This window comes from Mycobacterium sp. DL440 (genome assembly GCF_011745145.1).
Taxonomy (GTDB): domain Bacteria; phylum Actinomycetota; class Actinomycetes; order Mycobacteriales; family Mycobacteriaceae; genus Mycobacterium.
In genome coordinates, this window is record NZ_CP050191.1 from 1,303,671 (window position 1) to 1,318,073 (window position 14,403).

13 protein-coding genes and 1 pseudogene are annotated in these 14,403 nt (G+C 67.0%); 10 read left to right on the plus strand and 4 right to left on the minus strand.

Features of this window, described 5'->3' with window-relative positions; translation table 11 throughout:
* Positions 1 to 247: 247 nt before the first annotated feature.
* The 9 genes and pseudogenes from HBE63_RS06490 to HBE63_RS06530 all read left to right on the plus strand — a co-directional run bounded on the left by HBE63_RS06490 (position 248) and on the right by HBE63_RS06530 (position 7,423).
* Entirely contained in the window at positions 248 to 991 is a 744-nt protein-coding gene (locus HBE63_RS06490; RefSeq protein WP_166904023.1) for an SDR family oxidoreductase, read from the plus strand.
* Between the two features lies 1 nt (position 992).
* The gene (locus HBE63_RS06495) at positions 993 to 1,403 is read left to right on the plus strand and encodes a cupin domain-containing protein (RefSeq protein WP_166904024.1); all 411 of its coding nucleotides are present in this window, start codon (positions 993 to 995) and stop codon (positions 1,401 to 1,403) included.
* Positions 1,403 to 1,963: a nitroreductase gene (locus tag HBE63_RS06500; protein ID WP_166904025.1), complete on the plus strand. Its 561-nt coding sequence runs from the start codon at positions 1,403 to 1,405 to the stop codon at positions 1,961 to 1,963. The genes HBE63_RS06495 and HBE63_RS06500 overlap by 1 nt, the downstream gene beginning before the upstream one ends.
* 88 nt (positions 1,964 to 2,051) lie before the next feature.
* Complete coding sequence (locus tag HBE63_RS06505; protein ID WP_166904026.1) at positions 2,052 to 2,912, plus strand: GNAT family N-acetyltransferase; 861 nt, start codon at positions 2,052 to 2,054, stop codon at positions 2,910 to 2,912.
* Positions 2,909 to 3,763, plus strand: a complete 855-nt coding sequence (locus HBE63_RS06510; RefSeq protein WP_166904027.1) for a 1-acyl-sn-glycerol-3-phosphate acyltransferase — start codon at positions 2,909 to 2,911, stop codon at positions 3,761 to 3,763. Before HBE63_RS06505 ends, HBE63_RS06510 begins: the two co-directional genes overlap by 4 nt.
* A 48-nt stretch (positions 3,764 to 3,811) precedes the next feature.
* Positions 3,812 to 5,035, plus strand: a complete 1,224-nt coding sequence (locus HBE63_RS06515) for a cysteine desulfurase family protein (protein WP_166904028.1) — start codon at positions 3,812 to 3,814, stop codon at positions 5,033 to 5,035.
* Positions 5,032 to 6,102, plus strand: a complete 1,071-nt coding sequence (mnmA, locus tag HBE63_RS06520) for a tRNA 2-thiouridine(34) synthase MnmA (RefSeq protein WP_166904029.1) — start codon at positions 5,032 to 5,034, stop codon at positions 6,100 to 6,102. The genes HBE63_RS06515 and mnmA overlap by 4 nt, the downstream gene beginning before the upstream one ends.
* On the plus strand, positions 6,099 to 7,109 hold the full coding sequence (locus tag HBE63_RS06525) for a methionine synthase (RefSeq protein WP_166904030.1): 1,011 nt from the start codon (positions 6,099 to 6,101) through the stop codon (positions 7,107 to 7,109). The genes mnmA and HBE63_RS06525 overlap by 4 nt, the downstream gene beginning before the upstream one ends.
* Before the next feature lie 27 nt (positions 7,110 to 7,136).
* Positions 7,137 to 7,423, plus strand: a pseudogene (locus HBE63_RS06530) (ArsR/SmtB family transcription factor).
* Here the strand turns inward: HBE63_RS06530 and HBE63_RS06535 are convergent.
* From HBE63_RS06535 to glpK, 4 genes are read right to left on the minus strand one after another with little or no spacing between them, the layout of a single operon-like run.
* Positions 7,420 to 8,994, minus strand: a complete 1,575-nt coding sequence (locus tag HBE63_RS06535; protein ID WP_166904031.1) for a 4-coumarate--CoA ligase family protein — start codon at positions 8,992 to 8,994, stop codon at positions 7,420 to 7,422. The pseudogene HBE63_RS06530 and the gene HBE63_RS06535 sit on opposite strands and share 4 nt — an antisense overlap.
* A gap of 12 nt (positions 8,995 to 9,006) precedes the next feature.
* A complete protein-coding gene (locus tag HBE63_RS06540; RefSeq protein ID WP_166904032.1) occupies positions 9,007 to 9,408 on the minus strand; it encodes an MmcQ/YjbR family DNA-binding protein in 402 nt (133 codons plus the stop codon).
* Positions 9,409 to 9,448: 40 nt separating this feature from the next.
* The gene (locus HBE63_RS06545; protein WP_166904033.1) at positions 9,449 to 11,206 is read right to left on the minus strand and encodes a glycerol-3-phosphate dehydrogenase/oxidase; all 1,758 of its coding nucleotides are present in this window, start codon (positions 11,204 to 11,206) and stop codon (positions 9,449 to 9,451) included.
* Between the two features lie 56 nt (positions 11,207 to 11,262).
* Entirely contained in the window at positions 11,263 to 12,780 is a 1,518-nt protein-coding gene (gene glpK, locus HBE63_RS06550; RefSeq protein ID WP_166904034.1) for a glycerol kinase GlpK, read from the minus strand.
* 236 nt (positions 12,781 to 13,016) lie between these two features.
* Between glpK and HBE63_RS06555 the strand changes: the two genes are divergently transcribed.
* A complete protein-coding gene (locus HBE63_RS06555) occupies positions 13,017 to 14,363 on the plus strand; it encodes an MFS transporter (RefSeq protein WP_208301313.1) in 1,347 nt (448 codons plus the stop codon).
* Positions 14,364 to 14,403 lie beyond the last annotated feature (40 nt).

Sequence of the window (14,403 nt, forward strand, 5' to 3'; positions counted from 1 at the left end):
CCTGGTGCGCCGGGGTTTTGTGCTGTGTGGGCAATGGTGTGGGGCAAACGGGCGTACACAACGTGCGCCGAGTGCCACGCTGGAGTGACGCTCGAGCCCGAAAGCCACTCTCGTGTGACAAGGCGGCGGTGCGGCGCGCGGACCCGGGCTGACCCGTCGTGCCGACTACGGACTTTCCAGGGTTTGGATCTCGGCATGCGGTGCCAGTGTTGGTGCTGTCAGCACGCCAGAGAAAGGTATTCGCACAATGAAAATCACAGTCATAGGTGCCAGCGGCCAGATCGGCTCGCGGGTCGTGCGGTTGCTCACCGAAGCCGGGCATGACGTGGTCGCTGCCTCCCTCTCGTCGGGTGCCAACGTCCTCACCGGTGAGGGCCTGGCGGATGCGCTGAGCGGCGCTGAGGTGTTGGTCGACGTGGTCAACTCGCCCTCGTTCGACGACGGCCCCGTGCTGGACTTCTTCAGCACGTCCTCACGCAATCTGGCGGCCGCCGCGAAGGAGACCGGTGTGGGGCACTACGTCGCGTTGTCGATCGTGGGCACCGACGGCCTGCCGGACAGCGGCTACATGCGGGCCAAGGTGGCCCAGGAGAAGAACATCACCGACTCCGGGCTGCCGTATTCGATCGTGCGGGCCACGCAGTTCCAGGAGTTCGCCGAGGCCATCACGGGATCGCTGGTGGTGGGCGACGAGGTGCGGGTCCCTGATGCACGGATCCAGCTGATCTCCGTCGACGACGTGGCCGGTGAGGTGGCCAAGGTGGCTCAGGGTGCTCCGCTCAACGGGATCGTGAACATCGGTGGGCCCGACAAGTTCTCGTTTGCCGACATGGCACGCGCGGTGCTCGCCAAGCAAGGCGATGACAAGCCCGTCGTGATCGACCCGCAGGCGACGTACTTCGGTACCGCTGTCGACGACAACAGCCTGGTCACCGGTGATGACGGGATCCTCGGTGAAACCCGTTGGGCCGACTGGATTGCGGTTCGCTGACATGCCTGTCTCAGCTGAGCGCGAGCAGGCGCTGCATAATGCGATGACCGTGATTGCCACTGCGACACCGCCGTTCATCCCGCCGAACGCCGAAGTGATGACGACCATCATCGAGTGGCCCGCCGGGTCGCCCGGCGCGCCGGCGCACCGGCACCCGGCCGGACCTGCCTTCGGCTATGTGCTTGAGGGCGAGATGCTCTTCGAGTTGGAGGGTGAGGCGCCTCGGGTGGTCAAGGCGGGGGAGGCCTTCTGGGAACCGGGCGGTGACGTCATCCACTACTCGGATGCCAACAATCGTGACGACGTTCCCCTGCGATTTCTCGTCAACATGCTGTGTGTGCCCGGCGAACCGATGCTCGTCATCGTCGAGGATGACGAATTGGAGGCGCGCAAGGACCGACGAGTCCGCTGATGGGCGAGTTCGGAGACGTGGTCCGGTCGCGTCGGTCTTCGCGGATGTTCTTGCCGGACAAACCTGTCCCGCGGGAACTGCTCGATGAGGCACTCGCACTGGCGATCCGGGCGCCGTCGAACTCCAACACGCAGCCCTGGCACGTCTTTTTCGCCACCGGTGAGCGGCGCGGCGGTGCCCTGGTCTACGGAGCAATGGGGATCGCCCGCGACGACGCCGAGGGCCGCTGGGCGGCGCAGAAGCGCAACTGGGACTTCTTCCACGCGCCCGTTGCCGGGGTGGTCTGCATGCACCGGGATTTCACCGACGTCGATGCGGTGGGGGTGGGGATGTTCCTGCAGACCCTGCTGTTGGCGTTGAACGAGCGAGGTGTTGGCAGTTACGTGCAGGTGTCGATCGGGTTCTATCCCGATGTGCTGCGCGAACTACTCGGGATCCCAGAGGACCTGAAGATCCTCTGTGGCCTGTCGATCGGTTACGCCGACGAGGCATTTCCCGCCAACAACCTGGACACACCGCGCAATCCGATCGGAGAGAACGTGGTGTTCCTCGACGCCTGATCGGGCAGTCCAAAAAGTCACCTGGCGCTCACAGACATGTCATGCGGGCGATGCCGTATGGAGACCCGACTGGGCGACCGTGCTGGTTATGAGCACTGCATCTGTACTCATCGCCGCTGATCACACCGACAGCGCGGCGCCCGACGCGCCCCGCTACACCCTGTTGTTGTCCGCCGATCCCGAGCTCATCGAAGCCGCCCAGCGGCTCCGCCACGACGTGTTCACCTCCGAACCCGGATTCGCCCTGAGCGAAGACGTCGATGGACGCTCGGCTGGTCTGGATGCCGACCGTTTCGACGAGCACTGCGACCACCTGCTGGTACGGGAGGACCGCACCGGTGAGCTGGTGGGTTGCTACCGGATGCTGCCGCCGCCGGGTGCCATCGCCGCGGGCGGGCTGTACACCGCCACCGAGTTCGATGTCCGTGGCCTCGACGCGCTGCGACCGTCTCTGGTTGAGATGGGCCGTGCGGTCGTACGGGCCGATCACCGCAACGGTGCCGTCGTCTTGCTGATGTGGGCGGGCATCCTGGCCTACCTCGACCGCTCGGGGTACGACTACGTGACGGGCTGCGTATCGGTGCCGGTCGCAGGCAACGCCGACGGCCCGCCGGGAACGCAGATCCGCGGAGTCCGCGACTTCGTGCGACGCCGCCACGCGGCGGCCGCCGAACACACGGTGTACCCGTACCGGCCGGTGGTGCTGGACGGCAGAGAGCTCGACGACATCGACCCGCCGTCGCGGACCACGGTGCCGCCGCTGATGCGCGGCTATCTGCGCCTCGGTGCGCAGGTCTGCGGGGAACCCGCCCACGACCCCGACTTCGGGGTGGGGGATTTCCCGGCCCTGCTGGACAAACGACGCGCTGACGTCCGCTACCTCAAACGCCTCCGCTCGGTCTCGGCAGCCGCCGACATGGCCGACGGGACGGCCGGGGACGCGTCATGACCACCGCCACTTGTGAGCATTCCTGGCTGCCCAGAGCATCGTGTGACGGCAGTTGCGTACATGCCGGCGGCGCCGACGCCGGCCGTCGGCTCGTGGTCTGGATCCGGACCACGGTGCGGGTGGCCATGGCCGTTCTCCTGGCGCCCGGGGTGCCGCTGTTGGCGGTGCCGATGCCGGGCCGCTCCCACGTGCAGCGGTTCTACTGCCGGTTGATGCTGCGTTGCTTCGGGGTCCGAATCGCGTTGTCGGGCGGACCTATTCGTAACCTGCAGGGCGTACTCGTGGTCAGCGGCCACGTGTCATGGCTGGATATCTTCACGATCGGCGCGGTGCTGCCCGGCTCGTTCGTGGCCCGTGCCGACCTGGTGGAGTGGCCCGCGGTGGGCCGGCTGGCCCGGGTGATGAAGGTGATCCCGATCGATCGGTGCAGTCTGCGCCGCCTGCCTGCGGTGGTGAACACCGTCGCCGAGCGGCTCCGCGCCGGGCACACCGTGGTGGCCTTCCCGGAGGGCACCACCTGGTGCGGGCTGGCGTACGGACCGTTTCGGCCGGCGATGTTCCAGGCCGCGATCGACGCGGCCCGGCCGGTGCAGCCGTTGCGACTGACCTACCGGCACCGCGACGGCCGACCGTCGACCATCCCGTCGTTCGTGGGAGAGGACACGCTGCTGCGGTCGGTACGACGGGTCATCACCGCACGTCGCACGGTGTGCCACGTCCATGTCGGGTCGTTGCAGCTGCCCGGTGACGACCGGCGGGCGCTGGCCGCGCGCTGCGAGGCCGTGGTCCGTTCAGATCGGACTGCGCTCCAGGAGCTGCCTGGCGCTCCCGCGCACGTTCTGGTGGCCTGACGACGGCTGGGAAGCGGGTCGGCTGCCAGCGGCTATCCTGGAGAGGTTATGAGCTCCTCCGCGGGCGGGCCGGTCTATCTTGATCACGCCGCCACCACCCCGATGCACCCAGCCGCCATTGAAGCGATGACGGCTGCGCTGGCCAGCGTGGGCAATGCCTCCTCGTTGCACGGTTCGGGGCGCCTGGCCCGGCGCCGGATGGAGGAGGCCCGCGAGACGCTGGCGCGTCTGCTGGGCTGCCGCCCCTCGGAGGTGATCTTCACCGCCGGTGGCACCGAGAGCGACAACCTTGCCGTCAAGGGCATCTACTGGGCCCGCCGCGATGCCGAGCCGAAGCGGCGCCGGATCATCACCACCGCCGTCGAGCATCACGCGGTCCTCGACGCCGTGCAGTGGTTGGTCGACCACGAGGACGCCGAGGTGACCTGGCTGCCGGTCGACGCCGAAGGTGTCGTCGCACCCGAGTCCCTGCGCTCGGCACTCGAGGGGGAGGGCGGATCCGGCGGTGCCGGCGAGGTAGCCCTGGCCAGCATCATGTGGGCCAACAACGAGGTCGGATCGATCATGCCGATCGCCGAGCTGGCCGCCATCGCTGCTGAGTTCGACATCCCGATGCACAGCGACGCCATCCAGACAGTCGGCCAGCTACCGGTCGATTTCGCCGCGACCGGGCTGTCGGCGATGAGCGTCGCCGCGCACAAGTTCGGCGGCCCGATGGGCGTCGGCGCGCTGGTGCTGCGGCGCGACACCGCCTGTGTGCCACTGCTACACGGCGGCGGTCAGGAACGCGACGTGCGTTCCGGGACCCCCGACGTGGCCGGTGCCGTGGCGATGGCCGCGGCCGCCGAAGTGGCCATCGGTGCGCTCGCCGAGCACAGTTCGCGGGTGCAGGCGTTGCGGGACAGGCTGATCGACGGTGTGTTGTCCACGATCGAGGACGCCTACCTGAACGGCCCCCGGGCAGCCGGCCGGTTGCCCGCCAACACACACTTCACTTTCCGGGGCTGCGAAGGTGATTCGCTTCTGATGCTGCTCGATGCCAAGGGCGTCGAATGCTCCACCGGCTCGGCGTGTACGGCCGGCGTGGCGCAGCCGTCGCACGTCCTGATCGCCATGGGTGCAGACCCGGCCACCGCGCGCGGATCACTACGATTCTCGTTGGGACACACCAGCACCGACGCCGATGTTGACGCAGTGCTCGAGGTGCTGCCCGCGGCCGTCGAGCGGGCCCGAGAGGCGGCGCTGGCCAGTGCGGGGAGGACGTTCTCATGAGAGTCCTGGTCGCGATGAGCGGCGGCGTGGATTCCTCGGTGGCTGCCGCCCGGATGGTCGACGCCGGTCATGATGTCGTCGGAGTGCACATGGCGCTCTCGTCGGCGCCCGGTACGTTGCGCACCGGATCACGTGGATGCTGCTCCAAGGAGGACGCGGGCGATGCCCGCCGGGTGGCCGATATCCTCGACATCCCGTTCTATGTCTGGGATTTCGCTGATCGGTTCAAAGACGACGTGATCGACGACTTCGTCGAGTCCTACGCCCGCGGCGAGACCCCGAACCCCTGTGTGCGATGCAATGAGCGGATCAAGTTCTCCGCGCTGGCGGCGCGCGCGCTGGCGCTCGGCTTCGACGCCGTGGCTACCGGTCACTACGCGCGGCTGACCGATGGGCGGCTGCGCCGCGCCGTCGATGCCGACAAGGACCAGTCCTATGTGCTCGGTGTGCTGACCGCCGAGCAGCTCTCACATGCGATCTTCCCGATCGGTGACACCCCCAAACCGCAGATCCGGGCCGAGGCCGCCGAGCGTGGCCTGGCTGTCGCGGAAAAGCCCGACAGCCATGACATCTGCTTCATCCCGTCGGGGGATACCCAGGCGTTTCTGGGCGCCCGCATCGGCATCCGCCGCGGCGCGGTGGTCGACGACAGTGGCACGGTGCTCGCCGAACACGAAGGCGTGCACGGCTTCACGATCGGACAGCGCAAGGGCCTGGGCATCGAGGGACCAGGCGCCGACGGCCGCCCGCGCTATGTCACCGCGATCGATGCCGAGACCGGCACGGTGCGGGTCGGGGCCGTCGAGGACCTCGAGCTGTGGGAGTTGACCGGCGACAAGCCGGTGTTCACCAGTGGAACCGCGCTGCAGGGACCGGTGGAATGCCAGATTCAGGTGCGTGCCCACGGCGGGATCGCCGACGCGGTCGCCGAGCTGTGCGACGGCCGGTTGGTGGTGTCCCTGCGGGCGCCGCTGCGGGGGGTCGCTCCCGGCCAGACCATGGTGCTGTACCGGCCCGACGCCGAGGGCGACGAGGTCATCGCCAGCGCGACCATCGCACACGCGTGAGCGTCTTCGCAGCGGCCACCGGCATCGGATCCTGGCCGGGCACGTCGCCGCGGGCCGCCGCCGAAGTCGTCGTCGGTGAACTGCACACCCTGTCGCACCTCGTGGAGCTGCCGGCGCGGGGGATCGGTGCCGACCTGATCGGCCGGGCCGGGGCCCTGCTGGTCGACTTCGGGATCGACACCGTGCCGCGCGGGTACCGCATCGCCTCGGGGCGCAGCAGCGCGTTGCGGCGGGCGGTGAGTCTGCTCGGTGAGGACATCGACGCACTGGAGGAGGCGTGGGAGCGCGCCGGACTGCGGGGCAGTGGACGTGCCGTCAAGGTGCAGGCGCCCGGCCCGATCACGCTTGCCGCTCAGCTGGAGATGCCCAACGGGCACCGGGCCATCACCGATCGCGGTGCGCTGCGGGATCTTTCGGCCTCGCTTGCCGAGGGGCTGGCCGCCCACCGCGCCGAGGTGGCCCGCCGCTTGGAGACGCCGGTCGTGGTGCAACTCGACGAGCCGTCACTGCCCGCCGCGCTGGCCGGCCGGCTGTCCGGGGTGACCAGCTTCACCCCGGTGCATCCGGTGGATGAGCCGTTGGCGATGAACCTGCTCGGCGAGTGCGTGGCGGCGGTCGGCTGCGAGGTCGCGCTGCACAGCTGTGCACCCGAACTGCCGTGGAAGTCGTTGTTGCGCAGTGCTTTTCACGCAGTATCGGTTGACGTGGCCACCCTGACACCTGCGGACCTGGACGGGATCGGGGAGTTCGTCGACTCAGGGCGGACCGTGCTGCTCGGAGTGGTGCCATCGACCGCACCCGAGGCCAGTCCCTCGGTCGAAGAGGTCGCCAAGGCCGCTGTGGCCCTGACCGACCGACTGGGTTTCGCTCGGGATGTACTGCGCGACCGCATCGGCATCACGCCGTCTTGCGGGCTGGCCGGCGCCACGTCGCAGTGGGCGCGCACCGCGGTGGAGCTCACGCAGAAGGCCGCTGATGCCTTCGCCGAAGATCCGGACGCGATCTAGTTAAAGCAACCAAAAGGTTGCGCTTGGCTGTACGCGGTCGATCCCAACCGGTTACGCATCGTGACCCGGCTCTGTGAGGGTGGCCCGTGTTCGACGGTGCAACTGACGCAGGTGATTCCGGTGACACGTCAGGCCGCACCAAGCACTTGCTGCTGCTGGAGGCGGTGGGTCTGGTGACCAGTGATCGCGAGGGCCGCGAACGGATCTGGCGGATCCAGCCCGAACCGCTGGTGCGGGCCGGCGACTACCTGACGGCGCTGTCGCGGCGCTGGGACAGTGCGATCGACCGGTTGCGGGCCTACGTCGAGGACTAGTTACCCCGCAGCTCCCGGCGCAGGATCTTGCCCGCCGAAGACTTGGGGATCGCGTCGATGAACTCGACCTGGCGCACCTTCTTGTAGGGCGCTACCAGGCCGGCCACGAACGCCATCACTTCATCGCCGCTCAACTCGGATGAAGGCTGTTTGACCACAAAGGCTTTCGGTACTTCTTCGCCGGATTCCCTGTCCTGTACCCCGATCACCGCGGCATCGGCGATGTCGGGGTGGCCCAGCAGCACGGATTCCAGCTCGGCTGGTGGCACCTGGTACCCCTTGTATTTGATCAGTTCCTTCAGCCGGTCGACGACGTAGACGCAGCCGCTGGAATCCACCTGGGCCAGATCCCCGGTGTGCAGGAACCCGTCGGCGTCGACGGTCTCCTGGGTGGCCTCCTCATTGTTGAGATAGCCGGCCATGACGTTGGGTCCCTTGAACCAGAGTTCGCCGGTCGCGCTCAAACCTTCTGCCGGGATGTTGATCTCATCGCCGGTGTCGGGGTCGACCAGCTTGCTCACGCTGTTGGGGACGGTCCAGCCGCATGAGTCCAGCGGTGCGACCGTGCCGACCGTCGCCAGCCCGCCGTCATGCGGGGTGATGTGACTGACCGGGCTCAGCTCGCTCATGCCGTAGCCTTGAGAAACAGTGCAGCCCAACCGATCCGCCACAGCCCGGCCAAGGTCGGCATCGAGCGATGCCGCACCGGACAGCACGGCCCGCAGCGACGACAGATCATACGAGTCGACCATGGGGTGCTTGGCCAGGGCGACGGCCACCGGCGGGGCGATGTAGACGAACGTGCACCGGTGGGTCGCGATGTTGTCCAGGAATTCACCGAGATCGAACGACGGCATGATCACCATCCGGGCGCGGGCATGCAGGGCGGCGTTGAGCAGCACCGTCATGCCGTAGATGTGGAAGAACGGCAGCACGGCCAACAGTCGGTCATCGGAGGTCAGCCCCTGCAGTGGGCGGATCTGCGCCACATTGGCGGTCAGGTTCGCGTGGGTGAGCATGACGCCCTTGGGATTGGCGGTGGTGCCCGAGCTGTACGGGAGCGCGGCCAAGTGGCCGGCCGGATCGAAGCTCACATCGGGTGCCGGGCCCGTCGCGCCGATTCCGTGGCCGTCGAGTACCACCACCTGGTCCTCGCCGAGACCGGCGCCTGCTGCTCCCTCCAAGGCCTGCGGCAGCAGGGCATTCACCGTGACCAGCAGGCGCGCCTTGGAATCATTCAGTTGCTTGGCGATGTCACGCGCGGTGAACAGCGCGTTGACCGTGGTGGCCGTGGCGCCCGCGCGCAGGATGCCGTGAAATGCGATCGCGAACCCTGAACTGTTGGGGGACAACAGGGCCACCACATCGCCCACACCGATTCCGCGTGCCGCCAGCCCGCCGGCGAACGCATCGATCCGGCGCACCAGATCGCCGTAGCTGGTCTCGGTACCGGACTTGGCGTCCACCAGGGCGATCCGGCCGGCATCGTCCGCCGACATGTCGGCGAAGAGGTAGTCGTAGACGCTGACGGCGGGCAGGTCGACGTCGGGGAAGGGGCTGGCAAAACTCATGGCTGTTTCCGATCAGTTCTCGTCGAGTTGTTTGATGAGGCGGCGTGCGGCGGTCAACCGGAACGAGGCGTCGACGAGTTCGCGCACCTCGCCCCAATCCACCTTTGCCGCAGTGAAGTCCAGGCCGAGCCAGCCGAAGGGGCCCATGTAGGCCGGGAAGAAGAAACGGCTGTCCTGCTCGAGCGCCCGGCGGTCACTCTCGTCGACCTTGATCAGTAGCGAATGGGGATACGGCACCATTTCGCCGCGGCTCTCGGGTTTGACGTTGCCGCCGTACATGGCGAACATCTTCGGTGCGCAGAACACCGGCCGACCCCAGGAGATCTTCTCGAACGCCTCGGGAAATCCCAGCGCAACGGTGCGGAGTTCGGCCAGGCCCGGGTCGTCGTCGGTGAACATGATCGGGTGCGGCATGTTCGTCAGGGTAGCTGTGCCGTCGTGACGACCGTGCCGGCTATCGGTGTGCGTGTGAGTTGAGTGGCTGCGGTCCATCGCTCGCGACCGGTGACGCACTTCGCGGATCAGGGGCGCCCTTGCGGATCGCGTCGGCACTGAGATCGTCGGGTTGACGCTGCGATTCGATCTCTGCCTCCACTCTGGCGCGGTACTGCGCGACTTCTCGACGGGTGTGCACTTCGTCCCAGTTCAACAACGGTGCGGCCAATTCGGCGACGGACTGTGCGGCGTCCACCCCGCGGTCGGCCGTGTCGATCGACATCCGGGTCCGTCGGGTAAGGATGTCCTCGAGGTGCAATGCACCTTCGTGCGATACCGCGTAGACCACCTCGGCACGTAGGTAGGGCCCGTGCGGGGTGATCGGCCGAGCCAGCCCCCGATCCGCCTCGATCAACGCCAGTACCTCGGTGATCGCACTGCCGTAACGCCCGAGCAGATGTTCAATGGTGGCCACCGGTAGGCCGCTGTCAGCCGACAGCCGGGACCGGCCGGCCCACATCTCGTGATAGCCGTCCGCACCGAGGAGCGGAAGCCGTTCAGTGCGCGAGTTCTCACTGGGCCGGCCGCGCAGTGCCTCGTCCACCGCATCCTTAGCCATTACCCGGTAGGTGGTGTACTTGCCGCCTGCGATGACGACGAGCCCATCAGCTGGGCTCACGACCGCGTGTTCGCGGGACAGTTTGGCGGTCTCATCGGAGTGTCCGGCGAGTAGAGGACGTAAGCCGGCGTAGACCCCCACGATGTCGTCTCGGCTGATCGGGCTTTCCAGCAGCCTGTTCACCTGCGTCAGGATGTAGTCGATATCGGAGGCGGTGGCCGCGGGATGGGCCAGATCCAGATCCCAGCTGGTATCGGTGGTGCCGATCAGCCAGTGCTGCTCGCTCCACGGGCAGGGGATCACGAACAGCAGGCTCTTCGGGGTTTCGGTGACGATGCCGACGCGGGAATCGATTGCCGCGCGGGGCACTACGATGTGTACGCCTTTGGATGCGTGCACCCGGAACCGGCCCTGCTTTCCGAGGGCCTTCTGGACCTCGTCAGTCCATGCCCCGGTGGCGTTGATCGTCACCCTGGCCCGGACCTCGATCTCGTTGTCGCCCTCCACATCGACCACGCGGGCGCCGACGACTCGGCCATTCTTCTCGAGAAATCCGACCGCCCGGGCGCTGTTGGCGCACAATGCGCCGTAACCGGCCGCGGTCCTGGCGAGCATCAAGGTGTGCCGCGCATCATCTAGGTGGCCTTCGTAGAAACGCACCCCTCCGCGGACGGTACCGCTCTTGCCGCCGGGAAACCTCTGCTCTGTCTTGCGCTTTCCCAGATGCCGGTGGTGGGCCGGTACCCCCCGGCCCGCGCCGAGCGCGTCGTAGACGCCAACTCCTGCGCCCACCCACACACGGTCCCGCGCCGCGCGGGTCAGCGGATAGAGGAACTCCACTGGCCGGGCCAGGTGTGGTGCGAGAGTCTCCAGGATCAGCGAGCGCTCCCTCAGAGCCTCAAAGACCAGACCGAAGTCGAGCTGTTTGAGATACCGCAGGCCGCCGTGCACGAGTTTCGATGAGCGACTGGATGTTCCGGACGCATAGTCGCGCGCCTCGACCAGGCCGACGGTCAACCCTCGGGTCACTGCGTCGAGGGCCACACCCGCGCCGACCACACCCGCACCGATCACCAGTACGTCGAGTTCGGTATCGGCCATCGCGGCCAGCGCATCCCGGCGGGATTGCGGATCGAGGGCGACGGGGGAGAGCGGCATCAGTGCATCCGTTTCTTGAGAATTGTTGGTAGTCAAGGTCTTGGGGAGGCCTGGGCTCAGTCGACCTCGACCCAGTCCAGGGTGCGGTCGACGGCCTTGCGCCAGCCTCGGTGGCCACGCTCGCGTTCGGCGTCGTCCCAGCGGGGATGCCAGCGCTGGCTCTCGTGCCAGTTCCGTCGCAGCTCGTCGGTCGTCGTCCAGAAGCCCACGGCCAGGCCGGCGGCGTAGGCGGCGCCCAATGCGGTGGTCTCGGCGACCACCGGCCGGCTCACCGGTATGCCGAGCACATCGGCCTGGATCTGCATACACAGGTTGTTCGCGGTGACCCCGCCGTCGACCCGGAGCACTTCCAGGCGCACCCCGGAATCCTGGTACATAGCGTCGGCAACGTCTCGGCTCTGATAGCAGATCGCTTCGAGGGTGGCTCGGGCGATATGGGCGTTGGTGTGGTAGTGGGTGAGGCCCACGATGGCGCCCCTGGCGTCAGATCGCCAGTACGGGGCGAACAGGCCGGAGAACGCCGGGACGAAGTACAGCCCGCTGGAGTCACTCACCTGCGCAGCCAGCGATTCACTATGTGCCGCACCGGAGATGATGCCGAGCTGGTCGCGCAGCCACTGCACAGCGGACCCGGTGACCGCGATCGATCCCTCGAGGGCGTAACAGGGGGCGTGGCCACCGAACTGGTAGCACACGGTGGTGACGAGCCCGTTGCCGGAGCGCACCAGCTGTTGGCCGGTGTTGAGCAACAGGAAGTTACCGGTTCCGTAGGTGTTCTTGGCCTCGCCCGCCGATAGGCACAGCTGTCCGATCATGGCGGCTTGTTGGTCGCCCACGGCCGCGCCGATCGGGATGGCGGCACCCAGTGGACCACGAGAGGTGGTGTGACCGTATAGATCTGGCGTCGACGAGGGCAGAATCCGAGGGAGCATCTGCCGAGGCACGCCGAACAACGCCAGCAGCTCGTCATCCCAGTCCAGGGTCTGCAGATTCATCAGCATCGTGCGGCTGGCGTTGGTCACATCGGTGAGGTGGACACCGCTGTCTACACCGCCGGTCAGGTTCCACAGCAGCCAGGAATCGATGGTTCCGAACAGGGCGTCACCACGGTCGGCGGCGGCGCGCACGCCGTCGACGTTGTCGAGGATCCAGGCCAGCTTGCCGCCGGAGAAGTATGTCGCCGGCGGCAATCCGGCCTTGTGTCTGATGGTTTCGCCCGCGGAGGTGGCGGCCAGTCCGGCTGCGATCCGGTCTGTACGGGTGTCCTGCCAGACGATGGCATGGTGGTACGGCCGCCCGGTAAGCCGGTTCCACACGACGGTGGTCTCGCGTTGGTTGGCGATGCCCAGGGCCGCGAGGTCGGTTGAGGCCAGGCCGTGTTCGTTGAGGGCGGACTGGAGCACCGCCGACGTGCGTTCCCAGATCTCCACCGGATTGTGTTCAACCCAGCCGGGTTTGGGTGTTATCTGCTGGTGTTCGAGTTGGCTGTGCGCGACGACACGGCCACCGTGGTCGAACACCATGAATCGGGTACTGGTTGTGCCCTGGTCGATCGCGCCGACGAAATCCGGCATCAGGCAGGTCCTTCCGTGATCGGTGAACGGATTGCGAGCAGCTTCGATGTGGCGGATCGTTGGGTCGTCAGCGGTGGGACCCCGCGATCAGGTATTTGTGCTGGTGAATTCGCCAAAGTTGTTGACACCGTTTTCACCACGCGCTTACAGTAACGCTTATCCCGATTATCGGGATGACATTCCAATAATCGGAATTAAGCCTCCTGGCCTCAACGCGGAGAAGGGTGGACATCCTGATGGAGTCAGCCGGGCCTGTTATGGCCCACGAGCACGGCTCGTCGCCGATCAAGCGGGTAGCAGCTGCAAGTCTGATCGGGACCACGATCGAGTGGTACGACTTCTACATATATGGCGCGGCGTCCGCGACGGTCGTCGGCGGCCTGTTCTTTCCTGATTTCTCGCCGCTGGCCGGCACTTTGGCAGCATTCAGCACATTTGCGGTTGGCTTCGTCGCCCGCCCGTTGGGCGGTGTCTTCTTCGGCCATTTCGGCGACCGGATCGGCCGCAAGCGCATGCTGATCCTGAGCCTGCTCATCATGGGCCTGGCCACCTTCGCCATCGGACTGCTTCCCACGTTCGCCGCCATCGGCGCATGGGCGCCCATTGCGCTGGTGGCGTTGCGATTCATCCAAGGTTTCGCCGTCGGTGGCGAGTGGGGCGGTGCGGTGATCATGGCCGTCGAGCACGCCCCGCCGGACCGGCGAGGCTTCTACGGGAGCTGGCCGCAGATGGGTGTGCCGATCGGACTTCTGATGTCCACCGGCTTGTTCGCCGTGTTCTCGTCGATGTCCCCGAGCGCCTTCGAGACCTGGGGTTGGCGAGTTCCGTTCCTGCTCAGCATCCTTCTGGTGGCGGTCGGGCTGTTCATCCGGTTGCGGGTGGTCGAGACGCCGGTCTTCGCCGAGGTGCAGAAGGCCGGGGAAGTGGTGAAGGTTCCGTTCCTGGAGCTGATCCGCTCCGACCTGCGCAATGTACTGCTGGCGGCAGGAATCTACCTCGGTCACGGCGTGATGTTCTACGTCCTCAGCGTTTTCACGCTGTCCTACGCCACCACCCAGCTGGGCTTGGAGCGCAGCGTCATCTTCACCGGCACGATGCTGGCCGCGGTCTTCCAGGCGTCGCTGGTCCCGTTCTTCGGCAGACTCTCCGACACGCTGGGCCGACGCCAGGTGTACGCGGGAGGTGCGGTCTTCACCTTGCTGTTCGCCTTCCCGTTGTACTGGATGATCGGTACCGGGCAGCCGCTGCTGGTGTGGACGTCGGTGGTGCTCATCCTGGGTGTCGCGCATCCGGCCATGTATGCGCCGACAGCCGCGTTGTACGCCGAGATGTTCCCGCCGCGCGTCCGCTACAGCGGCGCCTCGGTCGGATACCAATTAGGCGGAGCCACCGTGGGATTCGTTCCGTTGCTGGCCACCTCGCTGGTCGGTCTCGGTCACGGCGCGTCCTGGCCGATCTCGCTGCTGATCGTGGTCAGTGCCGTAATCGGACTGGTCTCGGTGTTCAGCGCCCGGACCGATTACCTGGACGGTCCGGTGCCCCGGGCGGCAGCGGTCCCGGAATCAGAATCACTGAATGGGTGACCGCAGTTCTGCTGATGTGCGGGCACACGGCGCGCCCGAT

Coding starts and splice junctions, on each gene's coding strand:
- HBE63_RS06545 (WP_166904033.1), bottom strand. CDS start 11,206: ATGCCGCTCTCCCCCGTCGCCCTCGATCCGCAATCCCGCCGGGATGCG.
- HBE63_RS06495 (WP_166904024.1), top strand. CDS start 993: ATGCCTGTCTCAGCTGAGCGCGAGCAGGCGCTGCATAATGCGATGACC.
- HBE63_RS06510 (WP_166904027.1), top strand. CDS start 2,909: ATGACCACCGCCACTTGTGAGCATTCCTGGCTGCCCAGAGCATCGTGT.
- glpK (WP_166904034.1), bottom strand. CDS start 12,780: ATGCCGGATTTCGTCGGCGCGATCGACCAGGGCACAACCAGTACCCGA.
- mnmA (WP_166904029.1), top strand. CDS start 5,032: ATGAGAGTCCTGGTCGCGATGAGCGGCGGCGTGGATTCCTCGGTGGCT.
- HBE63_RS06535 (WP_166904031.1), bottom strand. CDS start 8,994: ATGAGTTTTGCCAGCCCCTTCCCCGACGTCGACCTGCCCGCCGTCAGC.
- HBE63_RS06555 (WP_208301313.1), top strand. CDS start 13,017: ATGGAGTCAGCCGGGCCTGTTATGGCCCACGAGCACGGCTCGTCGCCG.
- HBE63_RS06515 (WP_166904028.1), top strand. CDS start 3,812: ATGAGCTCCTCCGCGGGCGGGCCGGTCTATCTTGATCACGCCGCCACC.
- HBE63_RS06505 (WP_166904026.1), top strand. CDS start 2,052: ATGAGCACTGCATCTGTACTCATCGCCGCTGATCACACCGACAGCGCG.
- HBE63_RS06540 (WP_166904032.1), bottom strand. CDS start 9,408: ATGCCGCACCCGATCATGTTCACCGACGACGACCCGGGCCTGGCCGAA.
- HBE63_RS06500 (WP_166904025.1), top strand. CDS start 1,403: ATGGGCGAGTTCGGAGACGTGGTCCGGTCGCGTCGGTCTTCGCGGATG.
- HBE63_RS06490 (WP_166904023.1), top strand. CDS start 248: ATGAAAATCACAGTCATAGGTGCCAGCGGCCAGATCGGCTCGCGGGTC.